The sequence below is a fragment of the Maribacter litopenaei genome (genome assembly GCF_025244665.1).
Classification (GTDB): Bacteria; Bacteroidota; Bacteroidia; order Flavobacteriales; family Flavobacteriaceae; genus Maribacter; species Maribacter litopenaei.
Window position 1 is genome coordinate 1343433 of sequence record NZ_CP104205.1, and the last position, 21475, is coordinate 1364907.

General features: G+C 40.2%; 24 protein-coding genes and 2 pseudogenes. 3 read left to right on the forward strand and 23 right to left on the reverse strand.

The genetic code is table 11. From position 1 onward, the window contains the following. Positions 1 to 13: 13 nt before the first annotated feature. The 11 genes and pseudogenes from NYZ99_RS07190 to NYZ99_RS07235 form a co-directional block, all read right to left on the reverse strand. Positions 14 to 481 carry an acyltransferase domain-containing protein gene (locus tag NYZ99_RS07190; protein ID WP_420845217.1) on the reverse strand — a complete coding sequence of 156 codons (468 nt, stop codon included), beginning with the start codon at positions 479 to 481 and terminating at the stop codon, positions 14 to 16. A gap of 165 nt (positions 482 to 646) precedes the next feature. Then, positions 647 to 697 (reverse strand): annotated as a pseudogene (locus NYZ99_RS22815) (hypothetical protein); the annotation flags it as partial. Between the two features lie 40 nt (positions 698 to 737). Beyond that, positions 738 to 2315, reverse strand: a complete 1578-nt coding sequence (locus NYZ99_RS07195) for a beta-ketoacyl synthase N-terminal-like domain-containing protein (protein ID WP_260574618.1) — start codon at positions 2313 to 2315, stop codon at positions 738 to 740. Further along, positions 2287 to 3300: an AMP-binding protein gene (locus NYZ99_RS22820; RefSeq protein WP_420845190.1), complete on the reverse strand. Its 1014-nt coding sequence runs from the start codon at positions 3298 to 3300 to the stop codon at positions 2287 to 2289. The genes NYZ99_RS07195 and NYZ99_RS22820 overlap by 29 nt, the downstream gene beginning before the upstream one ends. A 26-nt stretch (positions 3301 to 3326) precedes the next feature. Then, positions 3327 to 3554, reverse strand: coding sequence for an AMP-binding protein (locus NYZ99_RS22825; RefSeq protein ID WP_420845191.1), 228 nt, complete (start codon positions 3552 to 3554; stop codon positions 3327 to 3329). Then, positions 3511 to 3846, reverse strand: coding sequence for an AMP-binding protein (locus tag NYZ99_RS07210; protein ID WP_260574619.1), 336 nt, complete (start codon positions 3844 to 3846; stop codon positions 3511 to 3513). Before NYZ99_RS07210 ends, NYZ99_RS22825 begins: the two co-directional genes overlap by 44 nt. A gap of 271 nt (positions 3847 to 4117) precedes the next feature. After that, positions 4118 to 4978 carry a class I SAM-dependent methyltransferase gene (locus NYZ99_RS07215; RefSeq protein WP_260574620.1) on the reverse strand — a complete coding sequence of 287 codons (861 nt, stop codon included), beginning with the start codon at positions 4976 to 4978 and terminating at the stop codon, positions 4118 to 4120. 502 nt (positions 4979 to 5480) lie between these two features. Then, on the reverse strand, positions 5481 to 6455 hold the full coding sequence (locus tag NYZ99_RS07220; RefSeq protein ID WP_260574621.1) for an Ig-like domain-containing protein: 975 nt from the start codon (positions 6453 to 6455) through the stop codon (positions 5481 to 5483). Then, positions 6419 to 6994 carry an Ig-like domain-containing protein gene (locus NYZ99_RS07225; RefSeq protein ID WP_260574623.1) on the reverse strand — a complete coding sequence of 192 codons (576 nt, stop codon included), beginning with the start codon at positions 6992 to 6994 and terminating at the stop codon, positions 6419 to 6421. The genes NYZ99_RS07220 and NYZ99_RS07225 overlap by 37 nt, the downstream gene beginning before the upstream one ends. Next, positions 6933 to 8057 (reverse strand): Ig-like domain-containing protein, encoded by a 1125-nt coding sequence (locus NYZ99_RS07230; protein ID WP_260575205.1) that lies wholly within the window; start codon positions 8055 to 8057, stop codon positions 6933 to 6935. The genes NYZ99_RS07225 and NYZ99_RS07230 overlap by 62 nt, the downstream gene beginning before the upstream one ends. Beyond that, entirely contained in the window at positions 7942 to 10884 is a 2943-nt protein-coding gene (locus NYZ99_RS07235; RefSeq protein ID WP_260574627.1) for a PQQ-dependent sugar dehydrogenase, read from the reverse strand. Before NYZ99_RS07235 ends, NYZ99_RS07230 begins: the two co-directional genes overlap by 116 nt. Before the next feature lie 647 nt (positions 10885 to 11531). On the opposite strand from NYZ99_RS07235, the gene NYZ99_RS07240 reads away from it, so the two are divergent. The 3 genes from NYZ99_RS07240 to NYZ99_RS07250 are packed head-to-tail and all read left to right on the forward strand — an operon-like array spanning position 11532 to position 12570. Beyond that, the gene (locus NYZ99_RS07240) at positions 11532 to 12014 is read left to right on the forward strand and encodes a hypothetical protein (RefSeq protein WP_260574629.1); all 483 of its coding nucleotides are present in this window, start codon (positions 11532 to 11534) and stop codon (positions 12012 to 12014) included. Between the two features lie 54 nt (positions 12015 to 12068). Next, on the forward strand, positions 12069 to 12338 hold the full coding sequence (locus NYZ99_RS07245) for a hypothetical protein (protein ID WP_260574631.1): 270 nt from the start codon (positions 12069 to 12071) through the stop codon (positions 12336 to 12338). After that, positions 12298 to 12570 carry a hypothetical protein gene (locus tag NYZ99_RS07250; RefSeq protein ID WP_260574632.1) on the forward strand — a complete coding sequence of 91 codons (273 nt, stop codon included), beginning with the start codon at positions 12298 to 12300 and terminating at the stop codon, positions 12568 to 12570. The genes NYZ99_RS07245 and NYZ99_RS07250 overlap by 41 nt, the downstream gene beginning before the upstream one ends. Before the next feature lie 140 nt (positions 12571 to 12710). On the opposite strand, the gene NYZ99_RS07255 is transcribed toward NYZ99_RS07250, so the two are convergent. The 12 genes and pseudogenes from NYZ99_RS07255 to NYZ99_RS22830 all read right to left on the reverse strand — a co-directional run bounded on the left by NYZ99_RS07255 (position 12711) and on the right by NYZ99_RS22830 (position 21448). Continuing rightward, complete coding sequence (locus NYZ99_RS07255; RefSeq protein ID WP_260574633.1) at positions 12711 to 13844, reverse strand: glycosyltransferase family 4 protein; 1134 nt, start codon at positions 13842 to 13844, stop codon at positions 12711 to 12713. 10 nt (positions 13845 to 13854) lie between these two features. Beyond that, positions 13855 to 14493 (reverse strand): sugar transferase, encoded by a 639-nt coding sequence (locus tag NYZ99_RS07260; RefSeq protein ID WP_260575206.1) that lies wholly within the window; start codon positions 14491 to 14493, stop codon positions 13855 to 13857. Continuing rightward, the gene (locus NYZ99_RS07265) at positions 14486 to 15343 is read right to left on the reverse strand and encodes a hypothetical protein (RefSeq protein WP_260574634.1); all 858 of its coding nucleotides are present in this window, start codon (positions 15341 to 15343) and stop codon (positions 14486 to 14488) included. Before NYZ99_RS07265 ends, NYZ99_RS07260 begins: the two co-directional genes overlap by 8 nt. Next, positions 15333 to 15554, reverse strand: coding sequence for a hypothetical protein (locus NYZ99_RS07270; protein WP_260574636.1), 222 nt, complete (start codon positions 15552 to 15554; stop codon positions 15333 to 15335). Before NYZ99_RS07270 ends, NYZ99_RS07265 begins: the two co-directional genes overlap by 11 nt. Positions 15555 to 15878: 324 nt before the next feature. Continuing rightward, complete coding sequence (locus NYZ99_RS07275; RefSeq protein ID WP_338039444.1) at positions 15879 to 16265, reverse strand: glycosyltransferase; 387 nt, start codon at positions 16263 to 16265, stop codon at positions 15879 to 15881. Continuing rightward, a complete protein-coding gene (locus NYZ99_RS07280; protein WP_260574638.1) occupies positions 16259 to 17053 on the reverse strand; it encodes a glycosyltransferase in 795 nt (264 codons plus the stop codon). The genes NYZ99_RS07275 and NYZ99_RS07280 overlap by 7 nt, the downstream gene beginning before the upstream one ends. A 6-nt stretch (positions 17054 to 17059) precedes the next feature. Next, entirely contained in the window at positions 17060 to 17851 is a 792-nt protein-coding gene (locus tag NYZ99_RS07285) for a glycosyltransferase (RefSeq protein WP_260574639.1), read from the reverse strand. An 11-nt stretch (positions 17852 to 17862) separates the two neighbouring features. Further along, entirely contained in the window at positions 17863 to 18219 is a 357-nt protein-coding gene (locus NYZ99_RS07290) for a glycosyltransferase (RefSeq protein WP_260574640.1), read from the reverse strand. 9 nt (positions 18220 to 18228) lie between these two features. Beyond that, positions 18229 to 19263, reverse strand: a complete 1035-nt coding sequence (locus NYZ99_RS07295) for a glycosyltransferase (RefSeq protein WP_260574642.1) — start codon at positions 19261 to 19263, stop codon at positions 18229 to 18231. Between the two features lie 100 nt (positions 19264 to 19363). Further along, positions 19364 to 20038 (reverse strand): O-antigen ligase family protein, encoded by a 675-nt coding sequence (locus NYZ99_RS07300; protein ID WP_260574643.1) that lies wholly within the window; start codon positions 20036 to 20038, stop codon positions 19364 to 19366. 512 nt (positions 20039 to 20550) lie between these two features. Continuing rightward, entirely contained in the window at positions 20551 to 20811 is a 261-nt protein-coding gene (locus NYZ99_RS07305; protein WP_260574646.1) for an ATP-grasp fold amidoligase family protein, read from the reverse strand. Further along, a pseudogene (locus NYZ99_RS22830) lies at positions 20760 to 21448 on the reverse strand (ATP-grasp fold amidoligase family protein). The gene NYZ99_RS07305 and the pseudogene NYZ99_RS22830 overlap by 52 nt, the downstream one beginning before the upstream one ends. Positions 21449 to 21475 lie beyond the last annotated feature (27 nt).

Genomic DNA, 21475 nt, shown 5'->3' on the forward strand with positions numbered 1-21475 from the left:
ACGTTCGATGGCCTCATCCTGAATCCGATACAACGCATAAGTTATCGGAATTTATGGCAGCCATGGACAAATCATCTGTCAACAAGGGCATGATTTCTTCTGCCGCTGTTCTTATGGAAAGCATACTTCCTCCAGGGAGGTCACTAACTAATTTACCCCTAAGTGTAATTAGTCGTAGGGCATCCTGAAGTGAAAATACTCCGGCCAAATGAGCCGCTACAAATTCACCAATACTATGGCCACAGACAAAAGTTGGTTTTATCGACCAACTTTGCCGGAGTTGTGCAAGCGCATACTCTATAATGAACAAAGCAGGTTGGGTGTATTGGGTATCTTTCAATTTTTCTTCTGCCTCAGGAGTAGTTAAACCCTGGAATATGATATCCCTGATATCCAAATGAAGCAACTCTTTGATTTCTTCTGCACAATAATCTACAGCTCTTCTAAAAACGCCCTCGTTTTCATATAAGGCTTTACCCATATTCAAATACTGCGAGCCTTGTCCAGGAAATAAAAATCCTAGTTCATCTGTTACAGATCTTAAAATATTACTTTTTATTCCCTTGGAACCTTCGCTTAGAAGAAGTTCTTCTGCCTTTGGACTACCATCGGTCACCAAAAAGCTTCGATGATTAAAAGCTTTACGCGTAGCAGTAAGTGAATATGCTGTATCCACCAGTGGGATATCTTTGTTCGAAACTAGGTGCTCGCCTAAATCTTTTTGATACGACGCTAAACTATTTTTTGATTTTGCGGACTAGGATAAGAATTTCAACGGGCCTACCTTTTGACTTAGGTCTTTCCTTATTCTTATACTCCTCTAAAACAACATGGACATTGGTTCCTCCAACCCCAAAAGAGCTGACACCTGCTTTTTTAGATGCTTTTGAATCCCATTTTCGTAACTCGGAATTTACAAAGAACGCATTGTTTACAAAATCAATTAATGGGTTTGGACTTGAAAAGCCCAATGAGGCAGGAATTTCCTCATGTTTAAATGCCAATAATGTTTTTATGACCCCAGCCACACCCGCCGCAGAGGTTAAGTGGCCCATATTACTCTTGATAGAACCAATCGCACAAAAGTTTTTTTCAGACTGTTCCCCAAAGGCTATTTCTAGCCCTTCAATTTCTATAGGGTCACCCACCGGCGTTGCCGTTCCGTGGGCTTCAATATAACTGATTTCATTTGGAGCAACGTCCGCATCAAAATGTGCTCTCATAATGGCATTGGCCTGGCCTTCGGCACTGGGAGCCGTAAAACTTCCCTTGTCGCCACCATCATTATTTATGCCAACACCTTTTATTACTCCATAAACATAATCCCCATCTTTTTTGGCCTGATCCAAACGCTTTAACAATACGACTCCTGCACCATCACTAAATACGGTTCCTTTGGCATTGGCATCAAAAGGTCTACAATGACCATCAGGTGTTTTAATTGACCCTTCTTGATATAAATGCCCGCTGTTCATGGGTGATGTAACACTGGCCGCACCAGCGATGGCTATATCACATTGACCATTTCTAAGTGCTTCGGTAGCTTCGGCAATAGCAAGAAGTGAAGTGGAACAGGCGGAGTGAATACTTATTGCTGGTCCTTTAAGATTTAAATGATAGGCGATTCTAGTGGCTATATAATCTTTTTCATTTACGGTACTAGCTTGAAATTCACCAACTTGATCTATTAGCTCTTTGTTGGGCATTACATTATGCGTATAGTAGGTGTTATGACCACAGCCCGCATAAACTCCTACAGTACCTTCATGATGATCAGGTAGATAACCTGTTTGTTCCAATACCTCCCAAGAGATTTCCATTAAGATTCGTTGTTGTGGATCCATGGCGGAGGCAACTTTTGGATTTAGTCCAAAAAATAAGGCATCAAATTCCTTTGCACTGGGCAAAATACCCCTAGAACCTACATAAAGAGGATCATTCTTTATATTTTCCGGAATGGAGCTATCCAATTCCTCTTTTGTGAAATGGGAAATAGTTTCTTTTCCCTCCCTTAATATTTTCCATAGTTCATCTACCGATTTTGCACCAGGGAATCTTCCAGCCATACCGATTATGGCTATATCTCGGGAATCATTTTTCTTTTTGGATTGTTTGGCAAAAGCCATTTTAACATTCTTATTTTTTGGTTCCAAATAATCGGAAATATTTGCGATAGTCGGAAATTGGTAAAGCTTTGTTACCGGTAATCTCAAGTTATGCTCCTTTAACAATTGTGCCACTAATTTTTGGGCAAGTAATGAGGTGCCTCCCAATTCAAAGAAATTATCATCGATACCAATTTTGGGAATATTCAATAAACTTTCCCGAGATAGAGGCCAGTTGTTTTTCCAATTTTGAACTTGGCTTTTTGTAGGGCGGGGCAGAGCTCGGTCTTGAATATTGTGGTTTAGGCAAACTCTTTTTATCAATCTTACCGCTACTGGTTTTAGCAAAATTATCTACAACAACATAATGAGAGGGGTGCATATACTCCGGAAGTAGTGTGGACACCTTTTGACGAATTTCATTAACATCCAATGCTTCCTTCTGTGGTTGAAGGTAGGCTACTAGTTGAGTTTGTCCCGCCAAATGATCTGATGCAACTACCACTGTTTGCAATACTCCGGAAATTGTATTCAAAGCAATTTCTACCTCTGCAAGTTCTATTCGGTGACCACTAATTTTAACTTGATCATCTTTTCTACCTTGGAATTCGATATTTCCATCCGGTAAATACTTTGCGATATCACCAGTTCTGTACAACCTTATTTTTTTCCCGTTAGGGGAGTTCCAAGAAACGAATTTTTCTTCCGTTAGTTGTTGGTTGTTCAAATAACCTTGCGCTAAACAGTCTCCGGCAATACAAAGTTCCCCCAAACTGCCGTTTGGTAAAGATTTTAGATTTTCGTCAACAATATAAATATCAGTATTGTCAATGGGACTTCCAATACTTGGTAAAGCGGGCCAAGATGATGGAGTATCCTGTAGTTTTAACTCTGTAACCACATGGCATTCCGTAGGGCCATACTGATTATAAAGTACACAATGTTCCAATTTGGAGAAAAAGGCTCTAACTTGGTCGGTGATTTTTAGCTGCTCACCAGCGGTCATTATCTCTTTTAACGATTTTGGAAATAACCCTGTGCTGACAGCAGTTTCTGCCAATGCCTGAAGGGCAACAAATGGAAGAAAAAGTCTATTTACATTATGTTTGTTTATCTGCTCTAAAAGCGCCATCATATCTAGACGCATATCTTCTGTGATAAGTACCAATGTACCTCCCGTGGTTAAGGTGGCCATAATTTCTTGGAAAGAGACATCAAAACTTAATGGGGCAAATTGTAATGTACGGGTCCCTCTCTACAAATTGAGTTTTTCTTTTGCCATTGCAAAAGATTTATCATGGCATTTTCACCCATGCATACTCCTTTTGGTTCACCGGTAGAACCGGAGGTATAAAGCACATAAGTTGGAAGATTATCTAATTTTTTAACCTCCTTTGGTACATTTTCACGGATTATCACCTGAAATCCCAATAGTTGTAAGGCCTTCATTTCTAGCTAGTTCTTCATCTGCTTGGGTAGTGAGGCAGAATGACAGACCTGAATTGTTAATAATGCTTGTTAATCTTTTCTTTGGATACTTAAAATCAATAGGAAGATATGCTTTACCTGATTTTAAAATGGCCATAACAAACAATATCTCCTCAATACATCTGGTAGTAGGTACACCAATAAATGACTCCTCGCGGGCATAATATTGAATATTATTGGATATTTGTTCTATTCGAATATAAGCTTCTTGATAGGTAATTGTTTCCTCTCCGAGAAATAATGCATACTTCATTGGGATGAAGTTTAACGATTTTTTCAAATAGGGTATATATAGTATTTGGGCCGTTCATTTCTTGGGATTTATTTCTTGGTGTACCTAAAAAGAATTATCTACTGAATAATTTTAAACTATAACTTTTGTAATAGTTGGGGAATAGTAAAGTTCTGTATTTTAAACCTTTTGAAAAGGATATTACTACTGTTTTTTGAGAAAAGTATGAAATAAATAACCTCAGATTCTAAAAATTAGATAAGCCGTTTTTTTTACCGTTAAAATTTATGAATCAACATTTTGCACCTATAAATGTTTGCTTGTCAAAACCACCTAACCATGGTTGCTGTGAAAAATGCCAAATTTTAAAACCTGCATTTTTAAATAGTAAGGGATAGTTGTGGGAAAAAGATGGTTCATTTCCGTATAATTGTGAGTTGGGACTAGCTTCAAAATCATGGTCTCCACCATTTGGTTCTATCGCGACAAAAAAAGTGTGCCCTATTTTTGAGATGTTATTCAATAATTCCTGTAATTGAGATTCAATAAAATACTCCAATACTCCTCTCGATGAAACGAAAATTGTATTACTTTTTCCTTTCTTCTTGACCCATTCATATGCGTCGGCAGCGATAAACTCAAGTTTTTCATTATTACCAAACTTTTCCTTGTTCATTTGAATCTGTTGCTCACTTAAATCTATTCCAATGAACCTTTTAACTTTTGGAAATTCAGAACTTAACCAATTAAGGACATCACCATTTCCTGTACCTATTTCAACAAAGGTATCAAAGGATTGATCTGTGTTATTTAACTCAGTTTTCAGTAAATCAAATACAAAAGTACAATTGGGTAAAAAGTCCTTTACAAAACCATCCTCTGTTTCCTTAAACAGTTCAGTAGCCGTGTTATTGATCCAAAAATCCCTATTGTTATCCCTAATGGTCTCATAGTCATTTATTGGCTTTAGCTTTTTAACCAATGCAGCCCTCATTAAGATTTCCGATATCGTCATGTTCTTCTTATTCTTATGAATCAACGTGATTCTGTTGGCCGACATTTCCTTGGCTTTTTTAGGGCGAAGTATTATTAAAAGATTTCCAAGGGTACTGGCTAGAAAATGATATAGAAATGATTTTAGTTTGCTCTTCACTTTATGCAATGGTTTGGTTCAGTCTTTTAACGATTACAATTTGTTAAAATTGTTTTGAAATTATTTTAATCACAAAGGAATCAAGTTCTAATCTTTTGATTTTACAATAAGTGTTTATTTACTGTAAACAATAGTTATTGAAATTGTACAAGATTCCCATTATCAATGGGAATACGAATCTAAAATGTTTTAATGTCTGTTAAATTTAAGCTTATAACATCCTATAATAATTCATATTTAGCCTACTCGAGCACTATCTTTTTTTGAAATATTTGATTGTGTCCTTGAATGGTTAATAGATAGATTCCGAGAGGACAAATTTTCTTCCAATTGTAATGAATGTTTTGCCGATTTGTAAGACCCATTGAGGCGCGTAATATGAACCATTCTGCCGCTTACATCAAAAATTTTGAGAGTTACTTCCATGCTATGAAGTATAGTGGGAAGAATGATTTCTAAATACCTATCTCTCCCAACAGGATTAGGCGATACTATTAAATTTTCATTGTTCTGCACCTTTTTTTGAGTATCTATTTTTCCGGTTAGCCCAATTAAGGGTGATACGGCGTCGCACCCGAGCAGTTCGATCTCTGCGATCTGTGTCATTTCCACGTCGAGGTCGTTCTTTGTGATCTCCAGCCTGTAGGTCGTGTAGGTTGCCGGCGCCGACAGCTCGAAGGTCCTTTTCAGGTACCTCTGGTCGAAGGTCTCGCCGGATCAGCGAGCCTACGAGTTCGAAGGTACCGCCGTTCGAGGCCATGAGCCTGAAGTCCATGGGGTCCCTTCCATAGTCGTCGTTCGCGCTTGTGATGGTGATTTGCTCCACGCGCCTGGGCTCCTGGAGTACTATCTGTATCCAGCTCGGGCTTGCGGTGGTTGGGACTCCCCCTGCGTCGAGCCATTTGGAGTGGTCCCCCCTGACACTTCTGTTGTCGAACGCCTTGTACCGGTCCTCGGCGGGTACGAAATCGTTCCTTGAGGTGATGGTACCGCTGCCCACGGGCTCGGTAACGTCCGAGAGCTGGCCGTTGCAGTCGCCGCCCGTTCCCGGATCTTGCACCTGTACCGTTGCGCTCGCGGTGAACCCTCCGTCATCCGTGGTCACGGTCACTGTGGTACTTCCCGGTGCGATTGCGGTAACGTTCCCGTTGCCGTCGACCGTGGCGATGGCGCCGTCCTGCGATGACCAGGAGACACCTTTATCGGTGGCGTTTGACGGGGAGAGGTTCGCCAGGAGCTGTAGGGTTGCCCCGGGCTCCATCTGCAGGGAGGTAGGGGAGAGCTCCACCCCGGTTACGGCCACCGGTCCGGTAGGCGTTGCGTCGCACCCGAGCAGTTCGATCTCTGCGATCTGTGTCATTTCCACGTCGAGGTCGTTCTTTGTGATCTCCAGCCTGTAGGTCGTGTAGGTTGCCGGCGCCGACAGCTCGAAGGTCCTTTTCAGGTACCTCCGGTCGAAGGTCTCGCCGGATAGCATGAGCCTACGAGTTCGAAGGTACCGCCGTTCGAGGCCATGAGCCTGAAGTCCATGGGGTCCCTTCCATAGTCGTCGTTCGCGCTTGTGATGGTGATCTGCTCCACGCGCCTGGGCTCCTGGAGTACTATCTGTATCCAGCTCGGGCTTGCGGTGGTTGGGACTCCCCCTGCGTCGAGCCATTTGGAGTGGTCCCCCCTGACACTTCTGTTGTCGAACGCCTTGTACCGGTCCTCGGCGGGTACGAAATCGTTCCTTGAGGTGATGGTACCGCTGCCCACGGGCTCGGTAACGTCCGAGAGCTGGCCGTTGCAGTCGCCGCCCGTTCCCGGATCTTGCACCTGTACCGTTGCGCTCGCGGTGAACCCTCCGTCATCCGTGGTCACGGTCACTGTGGTACTTCCCGGTGCGATTGCGGTAACGTTCCCGTTGCCGTCGACCGTGGCGATGGCGCCGTCCTGCGATGACCAGGAGACACCTTTATCGGTGGCGTTTGACGGGGAGAGGTTCGCCAGGAGCTGTAGGGTTGCCCCGGGCTCCATCTGCAGGGAGGTAGGGGAGAGCTCCACCCCGGTTACGGCCACCGGTCCGGTAGGCGTTGCGTCGCACCCGAGCAGTTCGATCTCTGCGATCTGTGTCATTTCCACGTCGAGGTCGTTCTTTGTGATCTCCAGCCTGTAGGTCGTGTAGGTTGCCGGCGCCGACAGCTCGAAGGTCCTTTTCAGGTACCTCTGGTCGAAGGTCTCGCCGGACTAGCGAGCCTACGAGTTCGAAGGTACCGCCGTTCGAGGCCATGAGCCTGAAGTCCATGGGGTCCCTTCCATAGTCGTCGTTCGCGCTTGTGATGGTGATCTGCTCCACGCGCCTGGGCTCCTGGAGTACTATCTGTATCCAGCTCGGGCTTGCGGTGGTTGGGACTCCCCCTGCGTCGAGCCATTTGGAGTGGTCCCCCCTGACACTTCTGTTGTCGAACGCCTTGTACCGGTCCTCGGCGGGTACGAAATCGTTCCTTGAGGTGATGGTACCGCTGCCCACGGGCTCGGTAACGTCCGAGAGCTGGCCGTTGCAGTCGCCGCCCGTTCCCGGATCTTGCACCTGTACCGTTGCGCTCGCGGTGAACCCTCCGTCATCCGTGGTCACGGTCACTGTGGTACTTCCCGGTGCGATTGCGGTAACGTTCCCGTTGCCGTCGACCGTGGCGATGGCGCCGTCCTGCGATGACCAGGAGACACCTTTATCGGTGGCGTTTGACGGGGAGAGGTTCGCCAGGAGCTGTAGGGTTGCCCCGGGCTCCATCTGCAGGGAGGTAGGGGAGAGCTCCACCCCGGTTACGGCCACCGGTCCGGTAGGCGTTGCGTCGCACCCGAGCAGTTCGATCTCTGCGATCTGTGTCATTTCCACGTCGAGGTCGTTCTTTGTGATCTCCAGCCTGTAGGTGGTGTAGGTTCCCGGCGCCGACAGGTCGAAGGTCCTTTTCAGGTACCTCCGGTCAAAGGTCTCTCCGGACCATGAGCCGACCAGTTCGAAGGTACCGCCGTTCGAGGCCATGAGCCTGAAGTCCATGGGGTCCCTTCCGTAGTCGTCGTTCGCGCTTGTGATGGTGATCTGCTCCACGCGCCTGGGCTCCGGGAGTACTATCTGTATCCAGCTCGGGCTTGCGGTGGTAGGTATTCTCCCGGCGTCGAGCCATTTGGAGTGGTCCCCCCGGATACTTTTGTTGTCGAACGCCTTGTATCGATTCATCCGCGGGTATGAAGTCGTTCCTAGAGGTGATGGTACCGCTGCCCACTGGCTCGGTAACGTCCGAGAGCTGGCCGTTGCAGTCGCCATCCGATGAAATGCCCATTGCGGTAAATACCCATTTTACATCATTACCATTTAAGTTTTCCACAACCGCCACATTTCCATCCGCACCAACACCAAGATAGTACCCTGAAAGTTTGCTAATAATAAAAAAAGAATCATTCCCAGCGGGAATTAGTTGCCATAACTGAGCATCAGTACCATTGCCAGTATATTGCCAAACATTTGTATCAGGAAGGGTAGCGCCCATCGCTACGTCAATGTATTTGTCACTGTGCAGGGCCCTAAACTTATAATATCCGTTTCCAGCATCCTCCAGGGCAAAATGTTGATAGTCCAATTCATTATAACTTCCTGTGGCAATGTTAGATTGATTGTTAAGTCCGCCATCGGGAACCTGCAGTGTTTCTCCATTGGAAAAACTTATAATTCTATAATCACCATAATTAGGGGGTGATGAGGATACATCCATTTGATTTATCCAATTCTCTATCAAAGTAACAGCATCTTCATGTATCTTATTCTTTGCGATTGGAGGCATCATGATGGAAGGGTCATCGGAATTAATTCTATAGTATAAAATGGATTTCGATGCATCTCCAGGAAAAAGTATTTTTTCATCAGTAATACCTAAAGGAGTGTTGATACCAGAATTTAATAGTCCGGTTTCCTGTAAACTGTTAAACAAGCGTAGGTCAAATTGTGCTCTATCCCCTGTTGCTCCAGGTCTGTGACAGTAAGCACAATTAAGATCCGGATAAGACCTAGCCTTTTCATCAAGGTTTGCGTTACCATCATCAAGTGCCTTATACGTTAGATAATTTTGTGCCTTAGTATCGTCAATTAGTTCGTTCAAAATGCCTAAATGACTTAGAGTCACTAGTTGATTGGAGGTAACCCCCGTTTTGTCATATGTGTATTGCGAGTTTAGATAACGCGTTCCGGGGCCTAAGGTTCCCCCCGTTGCCGGATTGTGGCAGGCTACACAATCTTGATTGGAAGGGTACGTCCATTTTTGATATGTGGTAGTTCCATTGGTCTTTTTTATTTGGATATTCTCATCCAAGCCAGTCGTCAGAAGTACCGCATCGGTCTCCTGTGCATTCCATTTGTAAGTGGCAAAATAAAAAGACCCGTCACTTGTCTTGATTGAAAATCTAGTTTCCAATCTCTTGGTCGAGGAAGGGTTGTTTTCATCAATAGGAAGCTCAAAATGTTTGATGAGTACCGTCCCTGTCGGGAATTGCCAATCCCCATTTTCTGAAAACTGAATCTGCTCATCTACTTGGTTGTGTGTGCCATCGTTGGGAATTACCATCCAACGCTTTTTTTCTGCCCCGTCGGACCAAAAAGGCTCAATAAGGTCATAGGGAACCAATCCGTTATTTGGAACTAAGTTCTCGACATCTGAAAAGGCCCCGGTTTCCGAAAGTAATTGTGGCATATTACCTTGTAAATCTCCGCCTTGGGTTAATCTGTAGATTTTCACGTTGTTGCCCTGACTCAAAAGATAGAGTTCCCCCCCTTGGTCTTGGCCGAATGAGATAATATTTGTTGGTGAAAATTGCGTAATTACTTCGTAGGATCCGGTTGAAGGGTCTACAGCCCAAATTTCTTCACCAACACCGTAATCTGCACATATGTATTTTCCGTAATATTCTGACATTGTAGATCCCCTATAAACATATCCTCCTATTACGGCGTTGGCCTCTGTTCTTGGGAAGGTCAACAGAGGCCTTTCATGTGGCATATCATCCAAAAGATTTACACAGGTTGTTCCTCTGAAATAGTCACCTTCGTACACGGGCCAACCAAAATTTTTCCCCGCAGCCAGTCTATTTATTTCTTCATGACGAGTTTCCCCAATTTCTCCAATATATATGGCCCCTGTAAGTTTATCCAAGGTCATTCTATGGGGATTTCGATGACCAATGGAATAATATTCCTCAAAACGACTTCCGTCAGGACTTAAAAATGGGTTGTCATTGGGTATACCATATCCGATACCGGAAATTTCATCCGGAAAACGGCCATCATTTGTCAACGTCCTTATCGGCGTATGGCTCTTATTTAAGTCTTGATTTACATCTAAACGTAGTACTCCACCATCTAAATTGGTTGTCACATCCTGTGGTTTGGCGTAAGCAGATTGGTCTCCTGTGGCCACATATAAAAAGCCATCATTTCCAAAAGTGAGTCCTCCACCTCTATGGGTAGAACTGAACATACGGCGTTTGATCATCACCAAGTCTTCATTTGGAATCCTAGTCAATGAGTTGGGGTCTATGGAAATTCGTTCCAAGATTAGAAATCCACCCCAGTAGTCTTCTAAATTACAGCCAAACCCGGAAACAAATGAACCAGGATAATCCCTGCCCTGCCCATCTTTGGTGGTATAATAGATGTAGAAAAAGTTTTTATTCGGTTGTCCAAACTCAGGATGTATGGCCAATCCAAGAAAACCGCCATCCCATACAACGCCAACCTTGTTGGAAAGGTCGGCTATTATAGTTTTCTGAGTAACATTATCATTATTTTCAAATCCGTATATTACCCCATTTTGCTGCGCTACAACAAGGTGATTTGAGTTGGGTACCGTGGAAAAGGTCAAAGGAGAATCAAAGGACAAGTTTGGAAAAGCAACTTGATATTTTTCATCCGAGGCACTTTTATCAGGAAAATTCCCATTTAAGAAAGGACCTACAGGTTACTGGATTCGTTAATCCTGGTTCATAAAATAGAGGGGAAAAGCTTATATAAAGATAGGAGAGGGCAATTAATGCGAGTATCCCTGGAATAATTTTTTTCATAAAAAACATAGTTGTGGGGAATGTGGGTCAAATTACCATAATTTTATGTTAATAGCAATGGACTCACATCTTAAATATGTAGTCTATAGAGTTCATTTTTAGCTTTTTCTGATTAAAAGGTGATTATACGAAGTTTATCATAACTGAATGTACTTATACAGAGGTCAAGGGGACAACAACTCTAAAACTTAGAGTGTCCTCATAATAATCACTTACTTCACTGGAAAATTTATTGCTCCTATTGGAAAATCCTTTGTTCTCGGTAAGCGGTGAAAAGAATAGACCGATATTTCACTTTGATTAGCTCTTTGGGCTTCTATGAATTGATACTTTTTAAAGCTAATATTTTTTTAAATCAATGTAAAGAATAAAAAGCAAGCCCTACTGTATAAAATGGGTTATTTTTGTAAAAGAAAGGGGCAATTCTTTTGACCTGAGTACGTTTTAAAAACAAAACTTTACAATTATGCAGTCTATTGAGACGTATACACTTCAAAATAAATCATTTACGAATAAAGAGTCCATAACTATTTATAAAGAGGCGTTGAATCAGTTGAAATGTGATAGCGCCTATTATTGTTATGAATTGCTTGATAGTGGCCAAAACGAACACCAAGAATTACAATTTTTTCTTTTTGAATCTGCAGAAGAGGGTTTGCTGGCGGTTATGCCTTTTTTAATGAGGGAGGTTCTTATTAATGGTATAAAAACCCAGTATTATGATGTTAGCAGTCCTTGGGGTTATAATGGTCCATTCTTTAGAAAGGATTTATCTAAAGAAGATCGTATCGGTTTTTGGAATGCCGTAGACGCTTGGTATTGTGATCACTCGGTTGTTTCTGAATTCTTGCGATTTAATTTCTTTCAGAATTACATAGATTATTCGGGAACTGCAGTACATACACTTCTGAATGTAAAAGGGAACATTAGGGATTGGGAAGCTTTTTGATCCAATCTAAAATCCAATACGCGCAATCAATTCCGCAAGGCCGAAAAAACAGGATTGGTTTTCGGCTTGTTTTATGAGGATATCGATGAGGAAAAAATCAAGGATTTTTATAAAGTGTATATTGGCACTATGGATAGGAGGGATGCTATCGACTCTTTTTATCATCCTGTCTCCTATTTTATTGAGTTACGGAAGGTCAATCCAAAAAAATGTGCCATTGGTTTGGTATACTATGAAGGCAAACCCATTTCTCGGAGAACTATTTTTGATATCCGAAAATACCATGTATTCTTTTTCGGGCGGAACGGATTCCGAATATTTTAAACTTCGACCCAATGAGTATTTGAAAATAAATGCGGTAAAGTGGGCCCATGGTGAAGAAATGGATTTTTATATGATCGGAGGAGGACTTTCAAACGGATCTGAGGATAAGCTTTACCAATACAAGAAGAAGTATTTTCCCTTGGATGATGACATTGATTTTTACACCGGAAGAAAAATCATTTTGCCGAAGCGTATAAGGAACTGGTGTCTTTATCTACAAAAGATAATGTAGGAAGTGAATGTCTCGAGAATATAGAAACTGGATTTTTTCCAAGATACAGAGCTCCAATGTAAACTAGGTACTTTTAGTAGTATCTATTAAGATTCCAAAAAAAGAAGTATTTTCCTCTAATAAGGATTTTGAAAACCTTCCTAAAGGGATTTCAATTCCTGATACACTTTTAGTGTGTTGGATGTCATTTTTTCCAGTGTGAAACAAGCCAATGCTTTTTCCCTACCCTTTAGGGCCATGGATTTTCTTAAGTCATCATTGGTTAGGACTTCGGTCAACTGTTTTCCCAAACTAGCGGAGTCCTCCATAGGAAATATCATACCGTTCACCCCATGTTCTATCTGATCAGATGCCCCATTTCCATTAGACCGAATGGTGCAACAACCCCCCATCATGGCTTCAACGGCTACAAGCCCAAAGGTATCCGATCTAGAGGGAAGCACGAATACATCGAACAATTGATAGAAGGGTTTTGGGTCTTGAAAACCTAAAACTTTTAATTTTCCTGTTAGTTTATGTTCCTCTAATAAGCCTTCTAACCATAGCTCATGTTTTGGGGTTTGATAATCGCCTACTATGACCACAAAGATTTTGTGGATTAATTCTTTGGGCATATACTGGCCTATAGCTTTTACCAAAACATCGGTTCCTTTTTGCTGTGTGATACGACCTACTAGACCAATAATGATTTTATCCTCCGGTATTTGGTGCTCGCGTTTAAGCCTTTTAAGGTTTTCTTGTGTTTCCGGTTCGGAAAATCGTTCAGGGATTCCATGGTACACCATTCGTATACTCTCGGGGGGCGTATGCATTACGGTCTCTGTAAAGTTTTTGGATCCTTCACTTACTGCAATCAGTAAGGTGGGATGCTTGTAGCGGGCATTGGGTCTAATTGTGTCCGCATGTACCGTAGAAGTGAATTTTTTTCCAAGTAGCCAAGGTATAAACGTCAAGTTGGGAGAATGGCAGTGTATTATTTCCGGCTTGATTTTAGTAATCCGGAAAATAATCTGCACCAAACTTTTTAAGGAATGATAACCTTTGGCAAATATACCTCCTTGGGGCTCTTTAAAATAGTGCATTTTTATCCCCAAATTTGCGAACCTCTGTCTTAAGGAACTAAAGAAGGTATTGTCTTGGTCTTTTTGTTCTTTAAAACCACCAGTGATGATATGTACTTCATGTCCCTTGTTTACAAGTCCATCGGCAAGCTCAGCTATATTGGTGGCCAAGCCATCCTTGCCAAATCGCATGATAATGAAGAGTATTTTCATCGGTGTGATATTATAAGAGGCCTTTTTCTTTCCAATCACGTCGCTCCACATCCAAATACTCCATGTCCGGATTGGAAGTTGGATCTACTTCAATATCATCGGATTTTACGACTTTTAAAATCGTTTTCCAAATAATATCAACGTCCATGGCAAAGGTGATATTTTCACTGTACTCCACATCCCTGGCAAATCGGTCTTCCCAGGTAATATAGTTCCGTCCGGAAATCTGTGCCAACCCGGTGATACCAGGGCGGATTGAAAATCGCTTACGTTCCTCAAGGGTATAATAGGGTTGGTAACGTATCAATAATGGTCTTGGACCAATTAGGCTCATTTCTCCCTTCAGCACATTTATTAATTGTGGAAGCTCATCAATAGACGTTTTTCGTATGAAAATACCCAAAGGGGTAAGCCGTTCCGTATCAGATAACAAATTGCCGTTGGCATCTTTTCGACTGTTCATGGTCTTCAATTTTATGACCGAGAAGATTTTTTCATGTTTACCTGGCCTTTCCTGCATAAAAAAGGGATTTTCCCTAAAATCAATGGCCAAAATTAGTATCGCTATAAGTAGAACAGGGGAGACTATGATTAGCCCTACCAGGGCCAATAAGAAATCCAGGGGTCTTTTGAAAAATTTCCTATACATGGTCACAAATATACTGCCATTCATTGATAGATTTGGCAATATAATCCAAATCATTTGGCGTATATCTGAAATCGACATGAATGTTCAGTAAGTATTTGTGCTGATATTTTATAGGGTTATTGTTCCAAAGTTCTGCGGGATAAATGGATTTTTCTATCAAATGCTTTTTAAGCTGGTCCAGTGTTTCTCGATCTTTGAAAATAAAAAGAAGTCCAAAAGGAGTTCCATTTAAATAGTGTAGGCGTTTGAACTTTTTTGTAGGCAACAATTTCTTATTGAGATAGGCAAGGTTTCTTTTTTTGAAGACGTTAAAATCTTTTAAAAGAAGGGGTTTAATAGTATTGTAATGATCCTCTTCTAAAGGTAGAATATCAAAATTTTCGCCTAAATACAGTTCTCCATTAATATAGGTGCCTAAAAACTCCCTTTTGTCTTCATTGGTAGCAGCTTTTGATTTCAATTCCATGGCCTTCGTAATGAGGCTCCACGAGATGTTCATGGAACTTCTACTTATGGGGGCAAATTTATTTTCCGCTTTAGGGAAGGGTAAGTTGGAAAGACTTTTTCTTGGTTTCCAAGCGATTCCACCAAGTGGTACGGGAATGGTTTTTCTTAAGGAGGCGATACAAAAGTCAGCCCGGCTTTCAAGACAACCCTGGGTAAGCCACCCATGGGAGTGATCTTCTACGATAATGGGTCTGTTACCAATAGGATATACTGTCTTCTTTAGTCCCCAATAATTTTGAACCAAGACTAAGTCCTTTGAGGAAAACAGTTTCCAATCTACCTGCTCATCAATATCAAAGGGGTTTATGTCATAATAGCGAATATTACTGAACTCATTTTCCAACCATTTTTTTATAAGAGGGCAGTAGTAAATGGGTAGCCGAGATAGTGGGTACATTGTAGTTTTCGCAGATATGAAGAAAAATATATTTTAGAGCGTATCTTCCAGCATAGAAAAGCTGGTAGTCTTCCATAAACGAGCCATCGGCATGAGGTGCTTCATTTACTTGGGACTTTTGGAAAAAAGAGCCATAGCCTAAAATAGTATTCTGCATGGTGCAAAAAAATAATAAATTAACCCGAAAAGATATAAGAATTCGAGCAAATCCCTAATTTCTAGATGAATGGAAATTTTGGTAGGGATGACAAATATTGGTATTATTCGTTAGCTACTCATCAAAAAAAAGGAAAATTTAGATTCAAAGTAAGTTTAATTTTTTTTAAGGTATTGAAAATAAAACACTTACATTTATTTCTTTAATGAAAATTTGAATTTTAAGTTTGGTATGCCAGGGTTCTTTTTTTAAGATTGAGAATTATTGGTTGAAAATTCGTTTAGATAATCCGATACATACTTTCAATTATAAAAGTATCACGAATTAATCTTCCACCTCCATTTTTCTGTACTCCTTCAAAATTTCCTGCCAAACATATTCCCTTGGATATTTTTCCACAATGTGTCGCCTACAATTGTCTGCCATCTCCTGGACCAAATCATGATTCCCCAAAAATTCGCGCATTGCCGTTTCCAAGGATTTTGTGTTTTGTGAGGGTATGATGATTCCATTATACTTCTCGATTATTATTTCATTACTTCCATTAATGTCTGTCACAATGGAAGGCAGCCCCATGGCACCGGCTTCTAATACTACATTTGGAAAGCCTTCTCGGTAGCTGGGGAAAGCAAAAACATCGGAAGTAGCAAGAAAGGGCCTTACATCGAATTGGTGCCCGGCCTCAATAATTTGTTCATTTTCCCTTATAATATTCCATGTTGATTCCGCAAGCGGTCAGATTCCCCTTCATCTGAACCAATCAAGAGCAATTTAGCTTCCGGATAATTTTGCGATAACCTATTAAAGGCGATTACCAATTCATTTATTCCTTTATCATTGACCAATCTACCGACATATACAAATACAAAATCCTCAGGCAGTAACCCATAGTCCATTCGCAATTGTAGGTTATCCTCCATACTAAATAGTTTTGGGTTAAAATGGGTAAGGTCCAAGCCCCTTATACTTCCGTTGGCAATCACCTTAAGCGATTTTTTGGTAACATTATGTTGCTCCAAATCTTTTTTTACGCCTTGGCCTTCAGGGAAAATATGGGTGGCGAATCTGCAAATTAACCAATCAGTAGTAATGAGTACCTTTCGCATTATCCCTGTTTTAGTAGGGAAGATAAGCCCAGTAAAGGAATGGGCTCTTTTAGGCACCCTTGCCAAATAGGCGGCCAACATGGATACCAAGCCTGCCTTAGGCGTCATACTATGGATCAAAAAGGGTTTTTCTCGCTTAAAGGTTTTATAGAGCCTGTACACGGATACGACGTCCTTTATAGGGCTAATAGTTCTTTCAATAGGTATATATACTGATTTAATGCCCTCCTTTTCGACCAAGGGTTCCACCTCTTTATTGTAGGATCCAATGGTCATCATTTCATAGTATTGATTCAGAAATTTAAGCTGTCCACCTAAAAATGCATAGAGCGACCATGATAGGGAAGCGGTTCGTATTATTTTTTTTCTTGTAGGTTTCAACGAATTTGCCATAGACATTTATTGGGAAAGAATAATATCAGTATACGCTTGTAAAATGGGTTCTCTTTTAAAATCCTGTATACGTTCCTTAACGCGTATACGACATCGTTCTAAATATTCCGGGTGTTCTAGGCAATAGGTGAGTCCTTTTCGCATAAGCTCCAAATCTCCTACAGGCGTTAAGATACCATAGTCTGTAATCATGATATCGTCCTTTTTTTCCTCTTGCAACTCCATAATTTCATCCGGATCTGATTTACAATTGGTCGTTAAAATAGGTAGGCCACAGCACATGGCTTCCATTAATACATTGGGAAAACCTTCATGTAGGGAACCAAAAATAAATAGATTGGCATTTTTTAAATATTGGAAGGGGTTTTTCTCGAAACCCATTAGAAAAACCCTGTCCTGTAGCCCGAGTTGTTTGATTTGCTCTTCGAGGTCCGCTCTTAGTTCTCCTTCTCCAAAAATGTATAATCGCACCTTTTTAAAAGGAACCACTGCATCTATGATGAACTTTTGATTTTTAACAATTTGCAACCTACCTACCGTTACCAAGTTTATATATTCTTCGTCGAAGAAATGATCCTTAGGTTCAATTGCATCAATTCGTTCCAAATCAATGGGGTTATAGATTACCCGTGTTTTTTCGTCGTTTACGTTAAAGTTTTGAACCAAGTCAATTGCACTGGCCCTGGCATTGCTTACAACTAGGTCTGCTTTGGGATATAATTTTTTTACCGAGATAGGTGTTGATTTTACTTTGCATGTCACCATAACCATATTGTAGGCTGGGATAATTCCGTTCACTCACCATAAGTTTATAGGGGTGATTTGTAAACCACCTTGCCATAATGTTTACATAACAAGGTCTCGGTAAGAAGGCTGAACGAATGTGTAATGCTTTCCCTCTTTAACAGTTTGGCATATTTCCATGCCAACCAAGGAAGTTTTAGAAATTTGAATATTCCTGGCTCATCTCCCCTCGATTTTTCTATGAAATGAACGGGTATGTCTTGGGGTATGTCATAGTCAAAGGTATCGTTCATTAATACCAATACTACCTCATGACCTTTGTTTTTCAAATAAGGGAGTAAGTAGGACATTACCCGCTCCGCGCCTCCACCAGCCATGGAGTACATGAAAATTGCAATTTTTGGTATACCTATATTCTTCATTTCTACTGACTAGTTTGCGATTTCCAAGAAAAAATCCTCGTATTTTTTTAAAATTATGGATTTGTCGAATTTTTTATAAACAGATTCTGAAACCGATTTTGGATTTAGTTTCGGCAAATGATTTAGGCGGTATAAAAATTCCTCTCCGTCCTTTACCATAAAACCATTAATTCCATTTTCAACAATTTCTTTAGTGCCTCCAGGAACATCAAATGCAATTACAGGGGTTCCGACAGCACAACTTTCCAAAAGGGCATTTGGGAATCCTTCGGATAAAGAACCTTGTAGGAAGTAATCACTTTTCCTTAAGTAAATCGCCACGTCTTTCGTAAATGGGATATATTGAATTTTGTTTGACAGCCCTAGTATCTCAATCTTATCAAGCAAATCATTTTTTAACGATCCATCACCTATAATTGTATAATTAAAAGGATAATCAATATTTGTCAACATCTGCAAAATTCTAGCATGCCCTTTAACGGTAACTAATCTTCCTACAGTAATGAACTTTAGGTGTTTGGAATCACTTGGAATAGAATCATGATATTGGAAATTATCTGTGATAGGATTATTAATGATCTTCAATTTGTTTTTGTTTAGATTATACAATTGAACACAATCTTCAACCATATCCTTAGATTGGCAAATGACATAACCTAATTTTTTTAACGCAAACTTTAAAAGAAATGAAAACCAATCAAAACTGGTTTCCCCTCCAATCTCTTTATAAATTTTTGTAATAGAAGTCTGTCTACCAACAAACACAACCTTTGGGAATAAAAAGGAAATAAAACCTAATAATAAATTAACATGGGATAGAGTGCCAAAGACAATGTCCGGTTTTCTTTTTTTTATCAGCGAAATCAGTTTAGGAATAGACTTAGAAACTCTGTTACAATTTAAATATTGAATATTCGTGCCTGTAGTTTCATACCCATTATCCAACTCTTTTCCTATGACAATTAGTTCGCTTTCAAATTTAGAATTATTCAGATTTTTGGATAAAAAAATTAAAACACGTTCTGCTCCACCAAAACTAAGCATTGGTATAATGAAAAGTACTTTTATTTTCGAATGGTTCAAAGTGTTGTTATTTTATATTCTGAATTTAACGGTATGTGGGTTTCAGAATTTTAAAGAAAATTTAAGCTAATTGGCTTTCGCTAAAAATGTATTTCTCGTTATTAAACTCTCTTATTCTTAAGTATACGAATACGGATAAGGCAATACTTTGATAATTCGCAAAAAAGGTATGGCTCGCCATAAGGTTCAATAATACCACTATTAGTATGTAAAGTAAATAGGGTTCTTTTTTAAAGTAAACTATACTATACCTAAAGAGATATCCATAAGTGCCAATAAAAATCAAAAATGGGATTAATCCGCTTTCGCCCAAAATCATCAAATAGGTATTATGGACTCCTGGGAGTTTTGTTGTCATTACTTGAAAAGATTTATAGCCTTGCCCAGTCAATGGATTTTTAAAAATCAAGTCGTAATAAATGGCCCAGGTTGTACTTCTACCTTCGTTACCTATAGATTTAGCTTTCACTTGTCCTTCTCCAAATAGTGCCGTCAACGCTTTAAATCTATCCGGTGCAAATATTCTGCTATCGGTAAATGAAATTATAATAACAAAAGCAACACCTCCAATCAGGGGGACAAGTAAATTTTTACGGCTCTTAAATATTGCCGTAAAATTTATTAAAACCCAAATTATTATAAATGTTCTAGAAAGTGTTAACATACCCGCCAAGGTAAAAATTCCTTGCCCTGTCAATCGAAGTATATTATTTTTAATAGAATAGGAAATTGCCATGCCCAAAAGACAGACGATACCTGCAAGGTTCGGATTCAAAAAAATCCGCTAAACCTGCCCAAAACTAGCCCATGCATCGCATTTGCATAAGGAAATACAAACGCATTGAGAATAACGCTCAAAGCTCCAACAAGTAAAATGTAAAAGAGTTCCTTGTAATTTGTTCCGGCCATGACCTCAATTATGCAGACCACAACTATGGTAAATCTTAAGAATTCCTTTAAAAAAAATATTTCGTCACCTTCATAGTTTAACCCACTAATTAAAAAATACAATAATGATGAAATAATGAATGGTATGGTTGGTTTATGACGTTCTTTGGCTAAAACAAAAAAGGCCAATAAAGAAAGTGAAGTTAAATAACTCGCTGCGGATGAAATTGTAGAACTTGAATAAACCAATAAAAAAGCCGGCATATTACATAATGCCAAAAAAAGAATTAAATATTTTAGAAGTTGAAAAGCCAATTTTTGAAAGTTTACAAGGAGCTTAGTTGCACCATTTTACCTAGGTTATAATCCCATTCTTCTCGGTTCAATAGGTCTATTTCCACTATCATGATGAAACGTAATTTCCCCGAAATACAGTTGTCCATCTACATCGTACCAATCGACACGAACATAATCAAAGGGTTTTGATAATATATTGGATAATTCGACCATTTTGACCAATTCCTTTGGAGGGGGTATGTCAAAATCCGCCGGATCAGTTTGTTTTTCTCCTAATCGGCGATCCATTTGAACGGGCATCTTGTCCAATCTGTATAATACCAATTTCTGTAATGGCTCGCAGTACCTCTTCCAATATCTACCTGAATCATATGGGCTTTTCCATTAAAACAATGCACCTTGTAATCCATTGGTATGGTTCCTTTAGAGGTTATCAATAATTTTTCGACAATAACTCGGGAACAATATTTTTATATTGCCACTCTTTGTTTGAGTGGTAGTAATTCTTCTTAAGTCTTTTTTTAAAATTATTTCTAAGTTCAGCGTAATCTAAGGTATCCTTATCATGAACAAAAACGCCGCCACTGCTATCGTGATTGGCTTTGATAATACAGGGAATGTCCGGTATGTTCTCAGGAATGAGTTCATCCGGGTTGGTAGTCTGAAAATACAATGGAACAAGATAATCTTCACCTATGCGCTCCTCAACATATTTTCTAACCTCATATTTGTCGGCACATTGGGTCTGTATGGGCCTTCTGTCATATAACTTTAACCAATTAATTTTTTCATTAAGTGTTTGAGGGTTTTTAAGATTCAATGACTTTTGGCGACTCTTCCAAAAGTTATATTTGATTACCCATTTATCTCGCCACAATCTGTTTTTACTTTGGTGAAATAAGTAAATTAAAAAACTGCCGAATAGGGTATTGTGATATATCCAAAAAAAGATCTTTTTCATTTTTTTCAAAAGTAATATTAATACATA